The sequence below is a fragment of the Martinezella lusitana genome, assembly GCF_014207095.1.
Lineage (GTDB): Bacteria > Pseudomonadota > Alphaproteobacteria > Rhizobiales > Rhizobiaceae > Rhizobium > Rhizobium lusitanum_B.
In genome coordinates this window covers 61,830-82,914 of record NZ_JACHBG010000016.1, presented here as the reverse complement: position 1 = coordinate 82,914, position 21,085 = coordinate 61,830, and the positions used below count along the sequence as shown (strand labels likewise).

At 57.2% G+C, this 21,085-nt stretch carries 20 protein-coding genes and 1 pseudogene; 10 read left to right on the top strand and 11 right to left on the bottom strand.

Features of this window, described 5'->3' with window-relative positions; all coding sequences use genetic code 11:
• Nucleotides 1–12 precede the first annotated feature (12 nt).
• The 3 genes from GGD46_RS24790 to GGD46_RS24780 all read right to left on the bottom strand — a co-directional run bounded on the left by GGD46_RS24790 (nucleotide 13) and on the right by GGD46_RS24780 (nucleotide 1,868).
• The gene (locus tag GGD46_RS24790) at nucleotides 13–540 is read right to left on the bottom strand and encodes a nuclear transport factor 2 family protein (RefSeq protein ID WP_210325711.1); all 528 of its coding nucleotides are present in this window, start codon (nucleotides 538–540) and stop codon (nucleotides 13–15) included.
• A 181-nt stretch (nucleotides 541–721) separates the two neighbouring features.
• On the bottom strand, nucleotides 722–1,294 hold the full coding sequence (locus GGD46_RS24785; protein WP_184708975.1) for a hypothetical protein: 573 nt from the start codon (nucleotides 1,292–1,294) through the stop codon (nucleotides 722–724).
• Between the two features lie 31 nt (nucleotides 1,295–1,325).
• Nucleotides 1,326–1,868 (bottom strand): efflux RND transporter permease subunit, encoded by a 543-nt coding sequence (locus tag GGD46_RS24780; RefSeq protein ID WP_210325710.1) that lies wholly within the window; start codon nucleotides 1,866–1,868, stop codon nucleotides 1,326–1,328.
• Nucleotides 1,869–2,057: 189 nt separating this feature from the next.
• Between GGD46_RS24780 and GGD46_RS24775 the strand changes: the two genes are divergently transcribed.
• Together GGD46_RS24775 and GGD46_RS24770 are read left to right on the top strand one after the other, a co-directional pair.
• The gene (locus tag GGD46_RS24775; protein ID WP_184708971.1) at nucleotides 2,058–2,309 is read left to right on the top strand and encodes a helix-turn-helix transcriptional regulator; all 252 of its coding nucleotides are present in this window, start codon (nucleotides 2,058–2,060) and stop codon (nucleotides 2,307–2,309) included.
• Between the two features lie 258 nt (nucleotides 2,310–2,567).
• Nucleotides 2,568–2,801: a hypothetical protein gene (locus GGD46_RS24770; RefSeq protein WP_184708969.1), complete on the top strand. Its 234-nt coding sequence runs from the start codon at nucleotides 2,568–2,570 to the stop codon at nucleotides 2,799–2,801.
• A gap of 221 nt (nucleotides 2,802–3,022) precedes the next feature.
• On the opposite strand, the gene GGD46_RS24765 is transcribed toward GGD46_RS24770, so the two are convergent.
• Nucleotides 3,023–3,934 (bottom strand): LysR family transcriptional regulator, encoded by a 912-nt coding sequence (locus GGD46_RS24765; RefSeq protein ID WP_184708967.1) that lies wholly within the window; start codon nucleotides 3,932–3,934, stop codon nucleotides 3,023–3,025.
• Between the two features lie 121 nt (nucleotides 3,935–4,055).
• Here GGD46_RS24765 and GGD46_RS24760 point away from each other — a divergent pair, with 121 nt between their 5' ends.
• A complete protein-coding gene (locus GGD46_RS24760) occupies nucleotides 4,056–4,475 on the top strand; it encodes a DoxX family protein (protein WP_184708965.1) in 420 nt (139 codons plus the stop codon).
• 124 nt (nucleotides 4,476–4,599) lie between these two features.
• A complete protein-coding gene (locus tag GGD46_RS24755) occupies nucleotides 4,600–5,181 on the top strand; it encodes a flavodoxin family protein (protein WP_184708962.1) in 582 nt (193 codons plus the stop codon).
• 539 nt (nucleotides 5,182–5,720) lie between these two features.
• Here GGD46_RS24755 and GGD46_RS24750 read toward each other — a convergent pair.
• A complete protein-coding gene (locus GGD46_RS24750; protein WP_246806462.1) occupies nucleotides 5,721–6,092 on the bottom strand; it encodes a nuclear transport factor 2 family protein in 372 nt (123 codons plus the stop codon).
• Between the two features lie 134 nt (nucleotides 6,093–6,226).
• On the opposite strand from GGD46_RS24750, the gene GGD46_RS24745 reads away from it, so the two are divergent.
• Nucleotides 6,227–7,195: a LysR family transcriptional regulator gene (locus GGD46_RS24745; RefSeq protein WP_184708960.1), complete on the top strand. Its 969-nt coding sequence runs from the start codon at nucleotides 6,227–6,229 to the stop codon at nucleotides 7,193–7,195.
• A 447-nt stretch (nucleotides 7,196–7,642) separates the two neighbouring features.
• Here GGD46_RS24745 and GGD46_RS24740 read toward each other — a convergent pair whose 3' ends face one another.
• Nucleotides 7,643–8,350, bottom strand: a complete 708-nt coding sequence (locus tag GGD46_RS24740; RefSeq protein ID WP_184708958.1) for a class II aldolase/adducin family protein — start codon at nucleotides 8,348–8,350, stop codon at nucleotides 7,643–7,645.
• Nucleotides 8,351–9,025: 675 nt separating this feature from the next.
• Between GGD46_RS24740 and GGD46_RS24735 the strand changes: the two genes are divergently transcribed.
• Together GGD46_RS24735 and GGD46_RS24730 are read left to right on the top strand one after the other, a co-directional pair.
• Nucleotides 9,026–10,051 (top strand): 2-hydroxyacid dehydrogenase, encoded by a 1,026-nt coding sequence (locus tag GGD46_RS24735; protein WP_210325708.1) that lies wholly within the window; start codon nucleotides 9,026–9,028, stop codon nucleotides 10,049–10,051.
• Between the two features lie 946 nt (nucleotides 10,052–10,997).
• Nucleotides 10,998–11,567 (top strand): hypothetical protein, encoded by a 570-nt coding sequence (locus GGD46_RS24730; protein ID WP_184708956.1) that lies wholly within the window; start codon nucleotides 10,998–11,000, stop codon nucleotides 11,565–11,567.
• A gap of 694 nt (nucleotides 11,568–12,261) precedes the next feature.
• Here GGD46_RS24730 and GGD46_RS24725 read toward each other — a convergent pair.
• Genes GGD46_RS24725 through GGD46_RS24715 form a run of 3 tightly spaced genes read right to left on the bottom strand, consistent with a single transcriptional unit; the run spans nucleotide 12,262 to nucleotide 16,001 of the window.
• Nucleotides 12,262–13,308, bottom strand: a complete 1,047-nt coding sequence (locus GGD46_RS24725; RefSeq protein WP_184708954.1) for a glutathione synthase — start codon at nucleotides 13,306–13,308, stop codon at nucleotides 12,262–12,264.
• Nucleotides 13,309–15,204: a flavohemoglobin expression-modulating QEGLA motif protein gene (locus GGD46_RS24720; RefSeq protein WP_184708952.1), complete on the bottom strand. Its 1,896-nt coding sequence runs from the start codon at nucleotides 15,202–15,204 to the stop codon at nucleotides 13,309–13,311.
• On the bottom strand, nucleotides 15,201–16,001 hold the full coding sequence (locus GGD46_RS24715; protein ID WP_184709055.1) for an N-formylglutamate amidohydrolase: 801 nt from the start codon (nucleotides 15,999–16,001) through the stop codon (nucleotides 15,201–15,203). Before GGD46_RS24715 ends, GGD46_RS24720 begins: the two co-directional genes overlap by 4 nt.
• Nucleotides 16,002–16,163: 162 nt before the next feature.
• Here GGD46_RS24715 and GGD46_RS24710 point away from each other — a divergent pair, with 162 nt between their 5' ends.
• A complete protein-coding gene (locus GGD46_RS24710) occupies nucleotides 16,164–16,310 on the top strand; it encodes a hypothetical protein (RefSeq protein ID WP_184708950.1) in 147 nt (48 codons plus the stop codon).
• 60 nt (nucleotides 16,311–16,370) lie between these two features.
• A complete protein-coding gene (locus GGD46_RS24705) occupies nucleotides 16,371–17,822 on the top strand; it encodes a CHAD domain-containing protein (protein ID WP_184708948.1) in 1,452 nt (483 codons plus the stop codon).
• A gap of 148 nt (nucleotides 17,823–17,970) precedes the next feature.
• On the opposite strand, the gene GGD46_RS24700 is transcribed toward GGD46_RS24705, so the two are convergent.
• Nucleotides 17,971–18,879 (bottom strand): LysR substrate-binding domain-containing protein, encoded by a 909-nt coding sequence (locus GGD46_RS24700; RefSeq protein ID WP_184708946.1) that lies wholly within the window; start codon nucleotides 18,877–18,879, stop codon nucleotides 17,971–17,973.
• 106 nt (nucleotides 18,880–18,985) lie between these two features.
• Here GGD46_RS24700 and GGD46_RS24695 point away from each other — a divergent pair, with 106 nt between their 5' ends.
• A complete protein-coding gene (locus GGD46_RS24695; RefSeq protein ID WP_184708944.1) occupies nucleotides 18,986–20,383 on the top strand; it encodes an FAD-binding oxidoreductase in 1,398 nt (465 codons plus the stop codon).
• A 269-nt stretch (nucleotides 20,384–20,652) separates the two neighbouring features.
• Here the strand turns inward: GGD46_RS24695 and GGD46_RS24690 are convergent.
• Nucleotides 20,653–21,011, bottom strand: a pseudogene (locus GGD46_RS24690) (transposase); the annotation flags it as partial.
• Nucleotides 21,012–21,085 lie beyond the last annotated feature (74 nt).

Genomic DNA, 21,085 nt, shown 5'->3' with positions numbered 1-21,085 from the left:
AACTGGCCAAGGTTACGGAGAGGACTTCAGTATATCGGCGTGTCGATGGACGAGCTTCCATTCCCCCTCCTCGCGCCGGAAGACCTCCGTCACGCGCAGCGACATCGGAACCTCTCTGTCTTGGCCAGCCATCCTGATTTTCGCGCGCTGGAGCCCTGTCCAAAAGCCCAGATTTCCCTCCGACCAAGACTGAAGGACTTCGAAACCGCCCGTGCTTCCTTCCCTAAATAAGATGGCTCCCTTCTCGTTCGACGCGTTGACCGCCACCGCGCCTTCGATAAGGTCACCGGAGGGAGGAAAGAAGGTCGCGGGGTCGTGGGCCGTCGATATGCCGATCAGGGTCGCAGAGTTGCCGTTGATATAGTCGAGAGAAACGCTCTCACGGCGCTTCATGAATTCGTCGAACGCTTCATCCAAGGCTGGCATGGCTATCTCCTCTTCGTTAGGAGTGGAACGCCTGTGCCAAGGACTTTGTTCGGCATCGAGTTCAATGCCTCCTTCAGTGAGCCAAACGCGCTGTTCTGGATCTGTGATCGACATTTAAGGTACGGCCGCAAGCTTGGACTGCCACGGAGCAGGCCATGTCTTCATAGGAAGACAGGATCCGCGCAGTCGAGTTCCATATCAGGCTCGGTAAACACGTCCAGGCGACAATTCGCCAGTTGGGGCACCTGACCAAGAATCCCTGAATACCAAGAACCCAGAAACTGCGATGGGATCGTCAAGTCCCCTGCGCCCCTTCTGAAATCCCGTTGAGCTCGCCGATCTTGATGAGATCGCCAAGGATGGAGCGCAGTTCCGGCCAGGGACTTTCGCCTGGAGTGGTGCCGGGATCTTCCCATTCGACGAGGGAATGCAGTTTGGCCGCGACGCCGGCGATTGTGCAAGCGGGGGCCATCCAGAGGCACTGTGCGGCTTCGAGCTCGGCATGCATGACATCCAATTCCTCCTGATGCGCCCGGCTGTAGCCGATTTGGTCGTCTGCCGCCTGCCATTGCGAACGCAACGCGTCGAGCTGGGCTTTGGCGCGCCTTCTCGCATCAGCCATATGCTCTCCAGGAAGAAGAGCGTCGATTTCATCGTCGGATGCCGCGAAGGCCGAAGTCTCATCGCCCGGAATGGCCAGGTCTACAATTGGAGCGCTGCCGACCATCGCCAGAAGACGGGTTTCCATCGCCTGCTGTTTGACAGACAGAGCTTCACGCCTCTCGTGCAGCATGAACCACTCGCTCCATAGCGCCAGTGCGGCATCCCCGCGCGGTTCTGCGCCGCTTGCAAGTATGTGGCGTTGCATGATTTTTGATAAAGATCTGCTATTCTCAGAATCACCCATGATCCGAGCTCCGAACAGCTTGATTGTGGTCAGGTGTGGACACAGTAATGGCCATCGACTGAAGGAAACTTGCAACCGGTGAGACGAGAACCTGACAGATCAGCACGACGGCAAGGATCAGCGCAGCGGCCATTTCTCTTGCCGTTTCCTGAAGGGCTTTGACGAACCCACCAACCTTCAAGCGGATACCCGCCGGCAGATTAGTCTTGGCGACCAAACGATCGATATCGCCGGTCACATTGCCAAGAGGACAGCTATGCCAACCATAGAGATCACGCTCGCCCACTTGCTCCTGGATCGCAAGCACTATCCGGCCCGCAGTGGCGGTGTCATCTGCTTTGTTATGGACTTTGAATTGCTTCAGGCATGCCTCAATACGCGGGCGAGCCGAACTGCGATCAATCGTCGCTATGGGTGAACACGCATCCCGGCGGGCGTTCGCTATCCGCAGCTTACCTTGCTCTCCGCTCTCGACGATCTTTGTGACCGCAAAGAGCAAGGCCATCAGCAAGTCTGCGGTTTTGTCGCGCACCACCGTTACATGTCTCCTATGGTCCATGTCGAATCTCGGCTCGGCGGGAAGCAGAATGACTGCATCGTTTCAGCCTCCGCCCAGCTCCTCGCCCATATCGAGCCCTTGATGCAGAGAGTTTGACCACATCAAATTATCTGAATTTAAGATACCTGAAAAACAGATATACTGGAAGCCCCATCTTGTCCAAAGATGGGTGATAACGTGACGAAAACTCTCGGCACGAAACGACATCAAGCGCTGATCGCGCTTCTAATCGAAAAGCGTGAGGCTATCGGCCTTACGCAAGCGGATCTCGCTGCGAAGCTCGGCGAATATCAATCGTTCGTCGCACGTCTTGAGAGCGGGCAGCGGCGGGTAGATGTAATTGAGTTTCTGGAGCTTGCAGAAATCTTGGGCTTTGATGCAGTCCAAGCCCTCATTGCCGTCGCGCAAGCGCATTAGACTGTTGATTCCGCTTGGAGCAGATCACAACTGTCGAGTTTCACAACGTTCTGACGCGTATTTTCATATCGATATCGTTCGAGGGTCACGGCGAAATGCAAGACTGGGTGAAAGCGCGACAAAAATGAACACTCACACGCCTTCCCGCGCCGATTATTTCCCCCCGATCGGCGAAATGAGTGGACAACGAATCCCGTTGACTGTCCCAGCCTAAGCAGTGCTCTATATGGGTTCGGAAGACCAAGGAGACGAGCCGCCATGATCCCGCTGACGAAACTCGGGCCCGACTGCTTTTACTGGGCAACCCGTAGGGATGATCCAAGCTCCAAGGCTCAAATTGTTCAGGTATCGACGGTGTTCGGCGCCGAGCGTGAGTACTGGACGGTCGCCTGCATGGGCTCAGATGAGCATCGCATGCCGGGCGACTTCGAATTCATCGTCCGGATCGTGGCTCCCTCCTCAAAACTCGCAGTTGCTCTAGCTGCAGAGTAAGACCGTGCCCCGCGATGGGACCGAAACGCGGGCCATTTCAAACGCATGAGATGATCCCTACAGTCTCGATCGGCCCCTCGGCGAAGCGATTGACATTGCCTGCACCTCGCCAAATGGCGGACCTGGGCCGGCATCTGGTGATGGTCGGATCGCTTGGGAAGCCACTGATTTGCGGCAATGGACGGTTCGGAGCTAGATAAGGGGCATCCGACCAAGAGATATCATTCGAAGTAAGGCGTTAGCACCTCATCGATCCAACTCATAAAGACACGGACGCGACGCGATAGGTTATGTCGGTGGGCCACCACGAGGGAGACGTTGAGCGGCTCAGGGCAGAAATCCGGCAGGATCTCGACCAACGCGCCGCTCTCCAAGTGCCGGCGTACTCCTGAAAGCGCTACCTGAATTAAACCCATGCCCGCGAGGCCAGCCGCCTCGTAGGTCTGCACGCTATTGACGCGCAACGCGCCTGGCAACGGAAGCGTCGCATACTGGCCATTGTCATGGTCTGGATATTCCCAGCCGTGGGGCTTTGAGCCGAGTGTCCGAATATAGTGGATTGTCCGATGTCCCTGACGCTGCAAGTCTTCCAGCGAATGCGGGATGCCAAAGCGCTTGAGGTATGCGGGACTGGCGGCATTCACCATGCGCAAGCGGCCCAGCGGTCGGGCAATCAATGCCTCGTCTCCGATCGGTCCAAGGCGCAGAACACAATCAAATCCCTCCTGGACCAGATCAACTTGCCGATCCGTGCTCGAAACCTCCAGTTCCAATTCGGGATAGGTAGTCATGAAACCCGGCAGGGCCGGCACGATTGTCGTGCGGGCCAGCTCAGTCGGCAAATCGACGCGGAGACGCCCGCGCAGCGCGACCCGATCTCCCGCAAACATCGAGTGTAGGTCATCGACATCAGCCAGGAGATCACGAGCGCGTGCATGAAACGCCCGCCCGTCTTCCGTCAACTGCACGCTGCGCGTCGTTCGATGCAGCAGCCTCACACCGACATCGCTTTCCAGCGTTCGAACTGCTGTTGAGGCTCGACCCTTTTGAATGCCCAGACTGTCGGCTGCCCGGGTGAAGCTTCCCATTTCGGCGACCCTTACAAAAATCAGGATGGGTTCAAGATTCTGCATTTCGGCGGCGCCTCATTGTGATTCAGAACGGGAACAATGTGTTCCAGTCGACGCTCTTTATCATACTTCGAGGACACAGTACGCCTTGAAATAGAACTCACTCATCACCGGAGAATGGCGAATGCCCGACACTTTGAAGCCCCATCGCGCTGTCTGGATAGGACGGTTGGCGAGCGCGGTGGTTGTTGCAGCGTTGCTCCTGGATGGAGCAATGCAACTGTTCGCGTCAGCCGAGATCGCGAGCATGATGCGAGAAACCGGCTTTGCGATGAACCTGAGCCCTGTGCTCGGCGGGATCATGATCGTCTGCACGCTCCTCTACGCCATCCCGGCGACAACAGTCCTTGGAGCGATCCTTCTGACAGGTTTTTTGGGAGGAGCCATTTGTGCCCATGTGCGCTTAGGCGAACTAGGGTCACCACCGGAAATCATATCCCTGCTGCTGGGCGTCCTGACCTGGGGCGGGCTTTATCTGCGTGATCCGAGGATTCGCGCCCTTCTGCCCCTGAGCCGCAAATCATCCGAGAATTATTCATCTTGAAGCGATCAATGCGCTCCACGAAGTGCCACCCATCATCTCACGACCGTCCAATATTCCATTCGCGTGAGCATTCCGACAATTGCATCGTCAACGCAAGCGAACATCGAAGTCTTACGGAGAAAACATGACCCAACCTCATATCACCACCGCCGTCGTTTATCACTCAGGCTATGGACACACGAAACGCCTGGCGGAAGCTGTCGCCGAAGGCGCTGCAGCCTCGCTGATCACGATCGATGCAGAAGGCAATATCCCGGAGGATGGATGGGAAACGCTCAATGCTGTGGACGCCATCATCTTCGGCTCGCCAACCTACATGGGTGGCCCGAGCTGGCAGTTCAAAAAATTTGCCGACGCCTCTTCAAAACCCTGGTTCGAGGATCGGTGGAAGAACAAGGTCTTCGGCGGCTTCACCAACAGCGCCAGTATCAATGGCGACAAGCTTAATACGCTGCAATATTTTGTCCTGCTGGCTGGCCAGCACGGCGGCCTTTGGGTCAGCCTCGCGATCAAACCAGCGAACGTTAAGGCATCCAGGCGTGACGATCCGAACAGGATGGGCTCCTATATCGCGCCGATGGCACAGGCAGACGCAGATGCGGCGCCCGGCGAAATGTCTAAAGGCGACCTTGAGACGGCTCGGCTTTACGGTGTCCGTGTCGCAGAAATCACCCGTGTTTTTGCAAGGCCACCGCGGCATCACTAAATCCAAAGTCAATTTCCTCCGCAACGCGCCGCTTCGGAGGGAGGCTCGACTAATCTTACGATCGAGACGACAGCGACCTCCGGATTGAGATCATCCTATAGGCAGCTGCTTCAGTAGTTGCGCCCCATTAGCAAATTGACGGCGATCCCTGCGATCGAATCCGAAGTGCCTATTGCGAGCATGCGAGAAAAAGGTGACCTGACACTATTGTCCAATCATCCTGCCCCCTGTGATAGTGGGACATGATGATGCTAAGTGGTGGGGAGGTCGCGGGGAGGCTCCCCAGGCGCCGATTGACCGCCCTATGCTCGGGCTCGGGCGCCGGAGGGAGGAATCCGGCCATTTGAACAGCGCCCGCAATCTAGCAGCCCTGCGACAGAGGCTCAGAGAGATTATCATGGGCAAGGGTCGGCGGACCGTCTTTGGAGGACGTGTCCTTGCCGGCCTTGCCAATCTCCCGCCTCAAGCAAATCTTGGTTCCCGCGCAATATCTCCACCGCGCGGGATCGCGCAACACTGCCTAATGACCGGCATCGCTTTCAGGTCAGGATCTTGGCTGCAAACACCTTCTGGACGATTTGCCAGCGTCCATTGAGGTAAAAGCAGGACAACAAATCCGTCACCTCACGAGGTGGAATATGTAGGCGCAGCCTAAGCAACGCCATGTCGCCAGTCATAGAGAGGGAGAGGATCTGGTCGGCGCGTGCAAACCCTCCCTCCCGCGGCGAGGACAGGTTTCGCACCGCATCAAGCCAAGCAGCAACTGGGGTCACCACGATGCTGGAGCCCTCGCCACGTCTGGTGACCAAGGCTGCGGGATCAAAAATCGTCGCGAATGTGTCAGCGTCCATCGCGTAGGCCGCATCGAAGTAGACTTTCGCCAAGGCGACCAGTTCATCTATGTTTTCCATTGACTGCGTCTCTTGCAAGATCATGGTGCTTCCCTTCAGTTCAAGTGCCCGAAAGAGTATAGAGCGGGAGAGGCAATGGTTAGTCTGCACGTACTAATCAGCCTTTTAAGCAGAGCTTAGCAATCGAGGTAATCATGAAACCTTCCCTTCCGTCTGCAGGAGAGTTCAACCAGCTCCGCGCTTTCGTGGCTGTCGCCGGTTCGTTGAGCTTCAGCCGCGCCGCTGAGAACCTCGGTGTGTCCTCCTCGGCACTCAGCCAGATGGTTAGAGGGTTTGAGGAACAAGTCGGGGTCAGCTTATTCAACCGTACCACCCGCAGCGTCACCCTAACCGAGGCGGGAGCCAGATTGTTCGAACGAGTACAGCCGGCCGTCGAGGAGCTGGCGGATGCGCTAGGTGAGATGCGCGAGCACCGCGCTCTCCCCGCCGGGACGGTACGGGTGCACTGCTTCCGCGCTGCCGCAGACCTCTACCTGACACCGATCCTTCGTGACTTTAACGAAGCATATCCTCAGGTCGTGCTTGACGTCACCCTCGATGATGCCGTCGTGGACATCGTGGCCGAGGGCTATGACCTCGCCATTCGCCTCGGCGAAGTGATCGACAAGGATTTCATTGCGGTGAAACTAGGCCCGGATCTGCGCCAGACCGCGGTCGCCTCGCCCGACTATCTCGCCCGGCTCGGAACACCAGCACATCCGCGTGACCTGGTTGCGCATCAGTGCATTCGCTGGCGTTGGCCTGGGCAGAAGACGCCATATAAATGGGAGTTCATGGAAAACGGCAAATGGTTCGAGGTCGCAATCGACGGCCCATTGATCTCAAACACGAAGGATCTTGCCGTGCAGGCGGCAGTCGACGGAGTCGGTATTGCATTCGCCAGTCAGCAGCTGATCGCCCCCCACCTCGCTGAGGGTCGACTTGTCGCACTGCTCGAAAACTGGTCCGCCCCGTTCCCCGGTTACTACCTCTGCTATCCGGCTCAGCGGCAGATGGCGCCGCTACTTCGCGCCGTGATCGACACCATCCGCGGCGATCAGCGCAAGGGGACGCAAGACATCAGGCTCTATGGCCAAGAGCTGGGATTTGCCTTGCGACGGTAGTGTTTGAGAACATGAGCGATCCGTGTGAGACAATGAGTGTTAGACCAATTTCTACCGTCCGAAGCCTTACAACGTCTCAGATACGCTCTGGGTCAACAGACGGCTGTTCCCGCAGAAAGCGCCGGGTCCGCCTACGAGGGAGTCCGGCGCTGATCACCAACTTGGCCGAAAGCAGCGGCTCCTAGCGCCGCGCAACGCCGCGCGCCGATCCGGCCCGAATTGCGGCGGCCGCCTCGGCCGCGACGCGCGACATGAATTTGCGGGAAAACTGCCCGAGAGGCTTCGGATCCTCGATCGCCCAGGACGTGGCTACGTCATCGGTATTGAACTCGTCGACGATGACCCAGGCGGGGGTGTAGAGCTTCGCGCGCCGGCTGCAGACACAGATGATGCGAAAGGCGCGGGGACCCGCGCCGCTTCACAACAGACTACGTTGCGGGCGATCTGCTACGCGCGGGCAGCCTCCAACTTGCGCTTGTAGAAAGCCCAGTAAACCTCAATGAGCCCGACATCAAAAACTTGATCTTTCTTTTTCGCCAGCTCGGATTGCGGCGTCGCTTTATATGGCAGTTGGGTGGAAATCAGTTCCATCTGCACACGGCAGGCTCCTTCGAGAAAGATTCCCTTCAGCGCCGCTTCCGCGATCGAGCTTCCCGCGAACAGAACCCCGTGATTGCGCATGAGCACGGTCGAGCCCGAGCCGAGAGAACGTGCCAGGCTGGCGCCAAGCGCAGGCGTGTCGATCAAGCCGGTCGTCTCATCGAAACGCCCGACCGGAAGACCAAGGCTGACTGCCTCGTTCGTGACCGCCTGCAACTCGACATCGAGCGCGGAGAACACTGTTGCATGGAACGGGTGGCTATGTCCGACCGCGCATAAATCAGGTCGCGCACGCAAGATCTCCGTATGGATGGGCCACTCCTTGTGAAGACGGCCCTCTCCCACCAGCCTATGTCCATCGAAATCGACGAGCACGAAATCTTCAGGCCCCATCACCTCGCCCAGGCCGATACCGGAGCGTTTGATCCAGACTCCACGCCCGGTAGGATCGCGCAGCGACAGGTGTCCGAGCGTCATGTCAGCATGGCCTTCCATATGCAATATGCGGCAAGCAGTAGTGGTCTCCAGAAGGTCGTTGTGGGGTATGTCGGTCATTGATTTTCTCCATGTGTTATAACTGTCATTCGCAAACTGTGGCGGTCGCCAAGGTGACGACGATCTATTGAACCTCGGGGAAGGACACGCCGAACTCCGGCATGAAGGTTGGCAAGCCGACACCCGCGACCTTCGTGCCGAGCTGCAACAACAGGATGGCTGATGACAATTCGGTCAGCACCCATCCGAGATGAATTGGGCGACGATACCTCACTGGGTGTCTGTGCTGACTAACTGTGTGAGCCGCTGCTTATCCGCTGTTGTGGGCCTGCTACGCGATCAGGGAGGACCGGCCACCACATCATTCATGTGGAGCCCGTAGAAACTAGCAGCCTGGTTCTGTTGCGAAAGCTGCGTGATTGTAACTCTATTCATGCACGAAACGCACTCATCGAAGCACGCTCCCCGGAAGGGCAATCAACGATCCGGGCATTCATAGAGTCGAAGGCATCCACGATGGTGTTTCCTTCGCCTCGGTGGGGGCGTGTGCGACACAGTGACATCTGGAAATCACCGCACAGATCCGTAGCGTGCCATCGAACATAAAGTCGTGTGCAAAAACCAATCAAAGATCGCACCATTGCAAGAACTTGAAGCCTCCGAAATGAGTGGGAAAGTTGCGCTTAGCGAATATCGCCAAACTAAAAAGTGAACGGTGAGCATTCAGGTCAAGTCATGCCTATCCTTCTTCTTGTTGTCATTGAGCTTGAATCAGAAAACCTATCCCAGATCGCGGCGGCGGGCTTTGAGCTGCACCTCGCATCTGATGCCTCTGAGCGCGTGAAGATCATAGAGACCGTCGGCGAGAGCATCCGCGCCGTACTGACTAACGGCTCCACGGGTCTCGACGCGAAGGAGATCGCCGCGCTTCCGAAGCTGGAAATCATCTGCGCCCTTGGCGCAGGCTACGAGAAGGTGGATCTCGCCGCGGCCGGGGCAAGGGGTATTGTCGTTACCAATGGTCCGGGTACTAATGATGCTTCCGTTGCAGATCATGCAATGGCGCTGCTCATGGCAATTGCACGTGGGATCGTCCAAGCCGACTCCGCAGCCAGATCAGGCGAATGGGCACGTTCCAGGTATCCACGCCCGATGATCTCGGGCAAGAAGCTGGGCATCCTGGGTTTGGGGAATATTGGTGAGCAGATCGCCCGGCGCGGCGCCGGAGGCTTCGGCATGACCGTCGCCTATCACAATCGCAAGCCTCGCGACGGATCGCCATGGGTCTATCTGCCCTCTGCAACCGCGCTTGCGCAGTGGTCCGACTTCATGGTTATCGCCACACCAGGTGGCGCAACAACCACGCACCTTGTGGATACGACCGTACTCGATGCACTTGGTGTAGATGGTTTTCTCATCAACATCGCCCGGGGCAGTGTGGTGGATACTGCCGCGCTGATCGACGCATTGGAAAATAACCGCATCCGTGGAGCAGCGCTGGATGTCATCGAGGGAGAGCCCAATATTCCAAGCAGGGCGGCGAGGTTGAAGAACCTTATCCTCACCCCCCAATATTGCCGGCCGTTCGCCCGAAGCTGTGCAAGCGACTGTTCAACTCGTTCTTGGCAACCTGGCGGCGCATTTCAGTGGACGCACGGTGCTGACGCCCGTCGTCTAGTTCCTGACTATCCATCAGGAGGGCTACAGCGAAGTTACAGGGAGGTTGCATTCCTTGCGGACATTCTTCTATCGAGGCTTTAAGGGCTATCCGAACTGGCAGAGGGCTGATCGCAATCCGTCCGGTGGCCGAAATCCCAGCATGACTCGCTCTCGATTTCGCAATGGCAAATGCGAATTCTCAGCACGGTTGTTCAAGCTTTGATGCGATTGATGCCGAGTGCCAGCATGGCCCGGCATCGTGCTGCTGCCTCTGGTGCACCAAGCCCCTCAATGTAAATGCTTCACGATGAGGTCGCGGCAGGCGGCAGAACGCCCGCCCGTTCAGGTAGCTAAACTAAACCTGTAGTAGATGATAGGTTAATTCTACCGGCTCGACGCCACCCCGAACCGGGCATCTCGGCGTCCGGCAGTTGCCTCGAAATATGCTGTCGGACGCGTCCCTTCCACCTTATGTGGCTGGTTTCTTTCTCAAGCAGACGATTATTTCGAGAATGGCTTATCTCGCTCGCGCAGAGGTACTCCCGTGTTGGCGCTTAAAAAACCTCCAATAAGTCGACGCCGGAAAGCCAAGGGGCCGGATGAGCCTATCCTGCACGTCGCAAGGCAATTCGGTACAGGCTCATCAGGACGCAAAACGTGAACAGGAATAGGGAACCAAAGACCGTGGCGAACCCCTCGTTGCTATCAAGGCTCCACCACACGAACGGATTCGAAATGGGCAGCCTGACAAGGATTGAAAACGCGGTGTAGCAAGCCAGCGTAGCGAAGACCAGGCAAAGTGTCGCCGCAAAAAACATGCCGATCAATTTATCCACCCGCGACATTCTCACGACCTTTCGTACGATATGTAAAGAACAGTGCGCCGCTCAACCGCTCTTGCCACGAAATGGATGTCAGCGAAGTTTCGCAATAATCATCCGCCGCTGGTCAAAAGATGGCCATTCGCCGCATTGCATCTTAAGGTTTTAGGACTCGTCAAGAATTTAAATGTTAGCAACAAAGCCCCGAACTCGCGATTGGCGATAAGATGAAACACCACCTGTTTTCGCGCTTCCTTTCCAGCATTACGATCTTCGCTTTGTCGTGGACTTTGGTGTCAGCCGACCAACTGCCCGATGAATTCAAAGCCGCCAAACTCAACATCTACGGCACGGAATTTGGAAATCTCTCCTGGGGCGGCATCAACGCAATAAAATCCAAGCAGCTGATGCAGAACATTGGCGGCAAGTGGGTGATGCTTGACCGAATTGATGTAAGTCAGGATAAAATTGAGAAGGGCTGCAAAGAAAACTCGGTTACATTCACAATAATAGATGAGTACTCTTTCTCTCGACAATGGGACAAAGGGGATGGAACCGATATATACATCAATAAGACTGGGCTCCTCTACAATGTAAGAAAAGACTACAAAGCGCGGATTGATCAGCAATTGGCTGCTCTAGGCAATTCCAGTCCCGCAACTAGAGAATCTGCAGCTTCCGGGCTGCTGCAATACGCAAATCAGGAAAGCCTTTTGGTACTGTATAGCCCAAACGTCTTATTGGAAATCGGTACGAGTAACGGCTTTCCACTACTTTACGGAAGGTGCCCCAAGTAGCCTATTGGTGGGGATCTTTCCGCCGTCACGAACGAGCGATGATCGAGTTTCACAACGTTCTGGCCCGTATTTTCATTTTGCGCTGATCCATTCAATCGTCGTGAACCCATTGACGAATTTGCTATATCGATATCGTTAGAGGGTAACGGCGAAACGCAAAACTGGGTGAAAGCGCGACACAAATGAAGAGACGACAGGAGCACAGTCAGACGACTCGCGATCGCAATCGCTACGCTGCTCGGCGGGTCCTTCCGTGATTTTCTCGATCCCTGGGGAAACCCTATCGAGGTGGTCGAATATCGGGATATCCAGTTCAGCAAGACGGAGGGCGTTCTTCGACCAATGGGTTTCCATCTCGACAAGACGGAAAGGCAGCAAATGAGATCCGCCAGAAGGCTATGGCGTGACTAAGCTGCGACGAAACCGGGCGAATGGTGGCGAATATGGCTTTCGTTCCCGCTAAGACTACCACCAGAATTTCGATTTAGATCGTGGGGCCGGCGTCGATGTGTTCAGCGATTGAAACAGCAAATTCGTCGGAATTTTCGCAGACTGACCGCCGCGGGCCTGCAACCGAAATCCTTCAGAACTGAAAGGCCGCCCAACATGTCCCAGCAAATTTCTCGCCCTCGCTGCGGACATTTTCATCGGCTGGAACGCTGTCACCAATAAGACTTTTTATCAGGTCGGCAGGCTATAAACTTGCCAGCACCCGGTTTGAAATCCGACCGGCATAATATTTCCTCATCTCCACTTTCTGTTCCAGCGCGATGATGACATAGAGCGCCAGGTCGACGCCGTGGAGTTCGGCAATTTCAGGCAGGCCGCCGGGTGTGAAGACGTTGATCTCGAGAATTTTGTCGCCGACGATGTCGAGGCCGACGAGGAACATGCCATCCTCGACGAGTTTAGGCCGCAGCATTTCGGCGACTGCCAACATCTTTGGGGTTATTTCGGCGACGGCGGCTGTGCCTGCCGCATGCATGTTGGAACGGACATCGCCCTTTGCCGGCACACGGCGGAAGGCGGCATATACGCCGTCACGTTGCAGCGGCCGGCCATTCATTAGGAATAGGCGGGTATCGCCAGCCATTGCATCGGGAAGATAGGCCTGTGCAATCAGATAGCCTTCACCGCTCACCGCCTCGAAAATCTGATTGAGGTTGCTCTCCCTGCTGGAGGCGATCTTGAAAACATTCCTACCGCCTGATCCCTGCAGCGGCTTCAGTATGGCACCCTGTTTCTGCCCATCGATAAAGGCGCGGATTTCCTCGATACTTTTCGATATCAGGGTGGTCGGTCGTACTGCCTCGGGAAAACCCTGAAAATAGAGTTTGTTCTGAGCGAGTGCCAAACCGTCGGGATCGTTGACCGTGAGCACACCACGCTCGGCCGCAAGCCTTCCGAAAATCGCGCCGGCATGCGCCGCCCACGGCCGTTCATCGGCATCTTCGGATGGGTCGTTGCGTAAGAAGAGCACATCGATCTCGCTGATGGGGATAGTCTGGATTTTCGACTGTTCGCCCCGCAAGGCACTGATGAAGATATCAGCTTTTTTAGGCCGTCCACTCTTAAGGGAAGTGGTTCGGATCATAAGACTGTCGTCCGGGCGAAGCACAAAGTCGCCTGGCGTCAAGTAACAGATGTCGTGGCCGCGGGCCATGGCGGCAAGCGCAAGCGCCGTCGTCGTGTAATACTCGGTTTCGCCTTCGATGGAGTTCACAAAAAATGCTATCCGCATTCACGGCTCCTGTCGTTGGATCATGTCGAGAGGGCGCATGCCGCTTCTGGCCCGCTCCAGTCGCGCGCGCCCCGCGTCCGTGTGAAGAAAGATAGGTTGGATCGCCGGCAGGCGGAGAAGTCCGCGCTCGGCGAGTTCCTGCATGACGACGAAATGCGACGTCGCAATTTTACCCATCCAGAATGGCTCCAGAGCGCCGCCGTTTTTGAGATGATCGAGCAAGGCGAGCAGACCGCGCAGATAAATCGCGTCCTTGGCAAGTCCACCGCCGCGATAGAGCCGCAGGACAAGGTTGAAGGCCGCTTGTTCGGTGAAGTTGTTGTCGTCGACGAGCATGGAATAGGTTTCGGAAAATGTCGCGCCGTCGAGCATCGAGGCGCATCCGACGACCCGGCCCGCAATCACTTTGAGCCGCTCCGGCGTCATGCCGCCGGAGAGGTACTCAGCGAAAACGGCCAACCCCTCTTGCATACCCTCGTATCCCGAAAGGCCGGAGCGGAAGAGCCGAAGCCCTTGGGCCGAGCCGTTGAAATAGGTCAACAGATGGACGCCGATCTCATGCGATAGGAGAGGTTCGACGCGGCGTGTATCCATCAACGTGCCACGAGCGATCAGCAAACGATGTCCGGACACCATCAGACCGGACGGCAGATCGTCGCGAAGCTCGACCGATGCCCTGAAGTCTTTCCCCTGCCGCTGATAAGCCCCGATCATAGCCTTGGCTTGCCGCTCCACTTGGAAACAATCGGCGATCTGATCTCCCACGCCTGCGTCGTCGGCGCCATTCGGCTCGTTCCGGGTCAAACCAGTCAGGATTGCTTGGGCCTCACGCAGCAACGGCCGCTCGACCGGCTCGTAGAGTGCACGGCCGAATTCAACAAATTTGGGATTGTGTCGCGACGACAGGAGCGACAGCTGCAGATCGAGCTCCTGCTGCTTTTCGCGATACAGTTGATAGAGCACGGGGTCTTCGAGATGTTCGAAAGAGATCGAGAAAAGCTTCCGCTTGATCGCCTCCACCTGCAACTCAAGTGGGCGGTAGAGAAAGGCCGGCTGTATTTTGCGGCCACCCGCCTTGAAGGCGTCAAACGCAGCTGCTTCATTGATGGGCGTAACCGCCAGAAGAAAATCGAAGGTCGAGGCAACGTCATCAATCCTGCGGTCTACCTTGGAAACCGCGTCGATGAATGCCTTGCGTCCGAGCGCCCGGTGCGTCGTCAGCTTGAAGAGCTGATGCATTCCGATAAACGAGGCAAAGGCCTGCAAGCCGGCGTCGAAGAACATGGCCACAAGCTGTTCGCGAAGTTCCGGATAAATTTCTTTGGAGCCGGGTTGGCGGTAGACCGGTGCGAACCTCACTGCGACGGCCGAGCAGCCAAGTTCGCGCGCAATCTGCTTGTCGTCGTTCAAGGGAGCCGCCTCCGTCTTCTCCACTTGCGGTGTTCGGAACCGTACTTCGCTATCGCTGACTGCCGCTGAGAATGCGTCAGCTGCTGCAGTCGCATCAGCGCTCGACCAGATTGACACCTCGAATGGCGGCAGGAACGGCGCGTCGACGGTCAAGAACCTGTCCTGCGATAATTCAGCGATGTCGAGGAGGATGAAAGCGCCAAAGCGCTCTTCCAGGGCATTTGCGACAGCATCGATCACCGTTATGGCCGGCGCCGCATGCGGCGCTGTTAGGTAGGAGGCATTGGCTTGGGCAACGTCTCTGGCCGTGGGCTCGGCGCCGTCCTGCGCGATATGGATGCATAGGAAGGGCAAGGGCCTGTCCATATGCAGACGACCGCCGCCGGGCAGATCGCGGCGGATCGACTTACCTTCGCGGATGCTGATCAAAATATCTTCGAGCCAATCCGTTTCGTCTTGCCGGTTGAGCGCTCCCTCCTTACTCATCGCCGAGACTCCAGCACTTGCTCCAGCAGGGGAACGGCGGATGCGATGATGCCACGGAGCTTTTCGAGGACGGTGACATCCGGCTCGCCTGTCCATTCATCCATGAAAAATTTTTTGAATTCGACTGCGATAGCGCAGCCGGTAAGAGGGAAATGCTCGTGGATGAAGCGGGTCTGCTCGCCCTTTCCCTGAAACACGATATTTTCCCGTACATCGAGCGGGCGCCCGTCGATCTCGAAAGTCCGGAAATGATTCATGAGAGCATCGAGAACGTACGACCAGTGGACACGGTCAATGGAGGATGTGCCAATATTGATATCCGGCGCTTTTGCCCGTGCCGTTGGCGCAGCCGCGGGTCCTGCTCGACGATAATTGTAGCTATGAATGTCAAGAACCACGAACCGGCCATGCCAACGCTCGATACCTTTTAAAAAGGCCAGCAATACTTCGTAATAGTGGTCATGGGTTCGAAGAGATGTCTCGACCTCATCAGATGGAAGACTGTCTTTCCAGACCTTCAATCCCCAAGCCTGCTCGGGTGTGAAATAGATCGCTCCATCGCGGCTCCGATTGAGGTCGACTTCAAAACGGGACCGATGGAAAACGATACGGTTCGGAACGTTGAGGGAGATGAACCCCGTAAATGGGTCCTCCTCACGAAGGCGCCTATCGGATGAAAGCGCGAACAGGCCTTCCAGATCCTTGCGAACGGCGTGCCCATCATGGATCGCTGTCGCAATAATCGGTGAGATGCCGCGCTCGATTGTCCAAAGCGCGTCTGCATGCACCGAGGGCATGGTCGACAATTGAGGCATATCTATCGTTGGCACCTCTCTGTGAGCGAAGAGCTGCGTACAAGGCTCGCCGCTGAAACCTTGCTTTGTGCCTAGTCTAAACGCATACGAACAATAAAAGTTACGAAAGCCTCGACTGTCTCGAGATGCGGTGGAGCTTTCCGGATGTCTTTCGAAGCTATCAAGACGCGCCCCAATGTTTCGCCATCATGGCAATACATGCAGCCCCACAATATGGCTCTCAATCCGGATTTGCTTGCCGAGCACTCGTCCAAGCCTGAAGCCATCCAGCCCGCAGCGGTGACCGCATGAACCAATCAATCCTTCAGGCGTTGTTCTCTGTTATGGTGTCGAGCGCCGCCGGAGGTCCCAATGCCGTCCGAAGTCGAACTGAAGCTTGAACTTTCAGCCGAAGCCGCCAAGCGGCTGTCGAATCTTAAGCTTCTGACCAAGCCCGATAAGGTCCTGAACCAAACTGCCACCTACTTCGACACCGAGGACCATAAACTGTTTGAGAAGGGATTTACCCTTCGTATCCGCCGGACCGGCGATGCTCATGTGCAGACCGTGAAAGCTTTGGGACGAAGCCGGTCTCTCTTCTCCCGGTCGGAGTGGGAGATGCCCGTCAACGGCGACGAGCCGGTTATCGACGATTCCAATCCGCTCAAGACTGAATTCGGCGGTGAACTCTCAGTATCCCCCGCCTTCGACGTGGAGATCGAGAGACGCCTTTGGATGGTCAATGAAAATGGCTCGCAGATCGAGGTGGCGATCGACAAAGGATCGGTCGTTTCCGGCGACCGGCTCACGGCTGTCCGGGAAGCCGAGCTCGAACTCAAGGATGGCAGCGAGAAGGACCTGTTCGTGTTCGCGCGCAAGATCGAAGCGGTCGCGCCGATCCGTTTTGGTGTTCGTTCTAAGGCGGAAAGGGGTTTCGCGTTGATCGAACAGCAGAGGTCCGTCTTCGAGGCGGAACGTCTCGACCTCGAACCGAATATGCGCGCATCCGATGCCTTCCTGGCAATTGCGGTTTCTTGCTTCCGGCATTTCCGTTTGAACGAAGATGTCCTCCTCCGGCAGAGACATGCCGAAACCCTGCATCAGGCCCGAGTAGCGTTGCGTCGGTTGCGTTCGGCCTTCTCCCTCTTCAAGCCTCTGCTTCCCGGTGCCGAGCCGCAACGGCTAAACGACGAACTGCGCTGGCTCGCCGGCGTCCTGGGAGAAGCACGCAATCTGGATGTGCTGTTAGCAAAGGCCGCCGACGCGGATTTGCGCAGCCGGCTGGAGAACGCCCGCGAGGGCACTTACGATGACGTGGCTCGGGCATTGGAGTCCAGCCGCGCCCGCGCGCTCATGCTGGATTTTAACGAGTGGCTTCGGTGCGGCGAATACCTTTCGCTTGCGGAGACCGAGGACCTCCGGAGCCTGCAGGCGGTGGAATTCGCCGACATGGCGCTGAACGGCATGCGCAAGAAGCTGAAGAAGCACGGACAGGCGCTTGCGAAAGTCGACGATGAGCAACGTCACGAAGCTCGCAAGGATGCGAAGAAGCTGCGCTATGCGGCCGAATTCTTCGCATCCCTGTTCGACGACAAGCGCAGCCTGCGTCGCCACGAGCGCTTTCTCAAGGCTATGTCAGAGCTTCAGGACTGCCTAGGATCGTTGATCGACCTGGTGACCGGGCCTGAGGTTCTGCGTAAACACGGGCTGATTGACCATCCGGCTTGTGACAGCGTTGTCTCCCACGCGAACAAGGATACGCTGGTTGGGGACGCGCAGACATGGCTCGACACCGTGATGGATTCGAAGAGGTTCTGGCGATGAACTCGCCCCACATCAGCTAGCAACCGGGGCGGCCGATACACTCTAGAGTCGCAATTGAGAGCTAGCAAGGGGCTGAGCTTTCAGACAGCTTGGTGGTATCTTCCAATATTGTCGAGACACAGTCCGCGCGGACATGACTGAAGAGCGCTCAGTCGATCGACCGAAGCCAAGTCGAGAACGCTTCGATGTCCGCAGTTCGCGGCGCGTGGGCTAGCGAAACGACATAGAAACCATAGCCAGGCAACGAGAGCGGGTGCGCCTTGACCAGCACACCATTCCTTAGTTCATTGCTGATGACGACATCGCTGCAGATCGCTATCCCTTGGCCCGCCACGACGGCATCGATCGCGTGCAGTTCCTCTCGAAAACTCAGATCCCACACTCTGTCGGTTTCCAAGTCTGGGTCAATCGAATGGGCAGTAGCGAGCCATTGCCGCCATGTCGGAGCGCCGGGATCCCTGTTCATCCAGTCAAAATGAATCAGCGGAAAACGCAAAAGATCGGCAACGCGCTGGATCGGCCGACCGTCGCCCGCCAGTAAGTGAGGACTGCAAACCGGAAAGAAGGTGTCGCGAAAGACCTCTTGGGCAATGAAGTTCTGGGGCGGCTTGCGCGCATAGCGAATTGCCACATCGGCGGCGCCAGCACGAAGATCGAGTACCGTGTCGGTCCCGATAATCTCCAATGCGACAGTCGGGTTTGCCTCACGCCATTTCGACAGACGCGGGACGAGCCATCGACTTGCAAATGCATTCGGGCTTGTAATCCGCAAGACCGCCCGGGCGGCATCGGTTTCGGCGACCGCGGCGATTGCGCCAGAAAACGCATCAAAGCCATTTCGAAGCCCCGGAAACAGCCGGGCACCAGCTTTCGTCAGTAGAAGAGGCCGCGGTCGGCGCTGAAAGAGCTGGCAACCAAAGATCTCTTCCAGCAACCGGATCTGGTGGCTGATCGCCGTCGACGTCACCCCGAGCTCGTCGGCGGCGAGCTTAAAACTGCCATGTCTGGCCGCGGCCTCGAAGGCATGCAGCGAGCGTAGGGGTGGAAGCTTCCTCATGACGCCAATCTAGATGAAATTTCCTCATCCAGCACCTGAGATCTTTGCCTTTGCTGCACGTTGCAGACGGTGAGACGATAAGCCGTTGGTTAGGAGGGCGACATCCATGAATGTAGAGCAGTCTGCTGACACCCTGTCGGGCATACCCCATTCAACCACGTCCGCCGTCGAGCGGTTGCGGCAAGACCTTCGCGGCGACCTGGTGGTGCCGGTGGATCCCGCCTATGACCAGGCACGTCGAGTCTGGAATGGTGCGATCGACAGACGACCCGCAGCGATTGCCTTTTGTGTCGACGCCGACGATGTCATCAAGGCGGTGACCTTCGCGCGAGTATACGGCCTCCTCATCGCCGTTCGAAGCGGCGGCCACAATGTCGCGGGCCTTTCTACGTGCGACAATGGCATCGTGATAGACCTGTCGCGTATGAAAGGGATGAAGGTCGACCTCGAGCGCCGCATAGCGCGAGCCGAGGCGGGGCTTAATCTGGGCGAATTCGACAAGGCCACGCAGGCGTATGGCCTCGCAACCACGATGGGCGTCAACAGCGACACTGGCATTGCCGGGTTGACGCTCGGCGGCGGGTTCGGCAAGCTCGGACGCAAACACGGCCTGACCTGCGACAATCTTATCGCCGCCGAGATCGTGACGGCTGATGGCGCGCTGCTGCGGACAAGCGCCTCCGATCATCCCGATCTATTCTGGGGGCTGCGGGGTGGTGGCGGCAATTTCGGCATCGTGACGACGTTCGAATACCAGCTTCATCCGGTCGGCCCCACGCTGCTGGTCGGGTCGGTCCTTCACCGTTACGACCATGCCCGCGGAGCGATGAAGTTCTATCATGAGTTCTCCCGCCAGGCGCCCGATGAACTCAGCGTTGATGCCGCACTTGTAACAACACCATCGGGCGACCGATTCTTCAGCATCTCAGCGTGCTATGTCGGGCCGCACGAGGCGGGCGAGCCGATCCTTGCTCCGCTCATGAAGTTCGGCTCGCCGGTCGAAAGCAGCCTCGCCGCGCGGCCTTATCTTCAGATCCAATCGGGCGGCGATGTGCTTTTCCCACGCGGGAGGCGCTACTACTGGAAAGCTCAGTTCCTCAATGAGATCGGTGATGACCTCATCGATGCGCTCCTCGACACCTATGCAAAGGCGCCGTCGCGTGCGTCGCTGTTGGTCTTTCAGCAAGTTGGTGGCGCAATCGCCCGAGTTTCGAAGTCGGATTCGCCATATGCGAACCGCGACGCCCACTATGATTGCTTCCCGATAGCCATCTGGGACGCCTCTTCGGACGATGAGGCCAATATGCGTTGGGCCCGCGAGTTGTGGCATGCCGTCAGACCGTATTCGACGGGTGGGGTGTATGCCAACAACTTGGGAGACGAAGGTGAAGATCGGGTACGCGCGGCCTATGGCGAAAACTATACGCGCCTTGTCACACTCAAAAACAAATTCGATCCGACAAATTTGTTCCGCCTGAACCAGAATATAAAGCCGACGATTTAAGGCGTGGTTTTGAGACGGAATAGCCGCGTAAAATCCAGACAGGATCGGACTTCTGTTTGACGGTTCAAGAACTCATGCAGATACCACTTACCGGCCGCGGGGTTATCCAGGAGGTTCCCTCTGTGGCCTTGTAAGGGCCTTCAGTCATCCCGGCGATGTTGCGCAGGACCCCGGTTATCGGCCGGGCTCCACACCGACCGCAGTCCAAGCCCTTGGCCGGCGCCGATCGGGACAGGGTTCAACGACCAGCGGTTGTCCGCTGTTGCGACGCCGAAGGAACATCCCATGCTGCCACCGTCGCCCCCTCTTTCCGTGGCCGCATGCTGGCGGACGCGGACACAGCTCGGGTCAATCATGACGATGTCGCCACCGTACGTCTGCGAAACTGCTTCCAGGAGCCGATCCCAGACCCCGACCCTCCGCCAGCGGACAAAGCGGTTGCCGCAGGCGGTCGGCGGGCCATAGCGCTCCGGGACTTCCGCCCAGGGCGAGACTGTCCGGAACCGCCAGAGGATGCCATTCTGCACCCGCCGGTCATCCGCGGGGGAAAGCTGCGGGGATTGTCGGACAGCAATGGCGATATGATCGACCATTCGTGTTCTGTAAGTTCGTGGCGGCGACGCATCATCAAATGTCTCTTTGTTCGGAAACCTTGAATCATGACAGACGATAATCGCCACGCATTTCTATGAGTTTACGCCC

Bases quoted from the DNA above. Each gene is read 5' to 3' on its own strand.
- GGD46_RS24740 (WP_184708958.1), bottom strand. From the start codon at position 8,350: ATGACCGACATACCCCACAACGACCTTCTGGAGACCACTACTGCTTGC.
- GGD46_RS24695 (WP_184708944.1), top strand. From the start codon at position 18,986: ATGAATGTAGAGCAGTCTGCTGACACCCTGTCGGGCATACCCCATTCA.
- GGD46_RS24710 (WP_184708950.1), top strand. From the start codon at position 16,164: ATGTCTTTCGAAGCTATCAAGACGCGCCCCAATGTTTCGCCATCATGG.
- GGD46_RS24715 (WP_184709055.1), bottom strand. From the start codon at position 16,001: ATGCCCTCGGTGCATGCAGACGCGCTTTGGACAATCGAGCGCGGCATC.
- GGD46_RS24720 (WP_184708952.1), bottom strand. From the start codon at position 15,204: ATGAGTAAGGAGGGAGCGCTCAACCGGCAAGACGAAACGGATTGGCTC.
- GGD46_RS24725 (WP_184708954.1), bottom strand. From the start codon at position 13,308: ATGCGGATAGCATTTTTTGTGAACTCCATCGAAGGCGAAACCGAGTAT.
- GGD46_RS24775 (WP_184708971.1), top strand. From the start codon at position 2,058: ATGGGTGATAACGTGACGAAAACTCTCGGCACGAAACGACATCAAGCG.
- GGD46_RS24750 (WP_246806462.1), bottom strand. From the start codon at position 6,092: ATGGAAAACATAGATGAACTGGTCGCCTTGGCGAAAGTCTACTTCGAT.
- GGD46_RS24700 (WP_184708946.1), bottom strand. From the start codon at position 18,879: ATGAGGAAGCTTCCACCCCTACGCTCGCTGCATGCCTTCGAGGCCGCG.
- GGD46_RS24760 (WP_184708965.1), top strand. From the start codon at position 4,056: ATGCCCGACACTTTGAAGCCCCATCGCGCTGTCTGGATAGGACGGTTG.
- GGD46_RS24735 (WP_210325708.1), top strand. From the start codon at position 9,026: ATGCCTATCCTTCTTCTTGTTGTCATTGAGCTTGAATCAGAAAACCTA.
- GGD46_RS24790 (WP_210325711.1), bottom strand. From the start codon at position 540: ATGTCGATCACAGATCCAGAACAGCGCGTTTGGCTCACTGAAGGAGGC.
- GGD46_RS24745 (WP_184708960.1), top strand. From the start codon at position 6,227: ATGAAACCTTCCCTTCCGTCTGCAGGAGAGTTCAACCAGCTCCGCGCT.
- GGD46_RS24730 (WP_184708956.1), top strand. From the start codon at position 10,998: ATGAAACACCACCTGTTTTCGCGCTTCCTTTCCAGCATTACGATCTTC.
- GGD46_RS24770 (WP_184708969.1), top strand. From the start codon at position 2,568: ATGATCCCGCTGACGAAACTCGGGCCCGACTGCTTTTACTGGGCAACC.
- GGD46_RS24785 (WP_184708975.1), bottom strand. From the start codon at position 1,294: ATGCAACGCCACATACTTGCAAGCGGCGCAGAACCGCGCGGGGATGCC.
- GGD46_RS24755 (WP_184708962.1), top strand. From the start codon at position 4,600: ATGACCCAACCTCATATCACCACCGCCGTCGTTTATCACTCAGGCTAT.
- GGD46_RS24765 (WP_184708967.1), bottom strand. From the start codon at position 3,934: ATGCAGAATCTTGAACCCATCCTGATTTTTGTAAGGGTCGCCGAAATG.
- GGD46_RS24705 (WP_184708948.1), top strand. From the start codon at position 16,371: ATGCCGTCCGAAGTCGAACTGAAGCTTGAACTTTCAGCCGAAGCCGCC.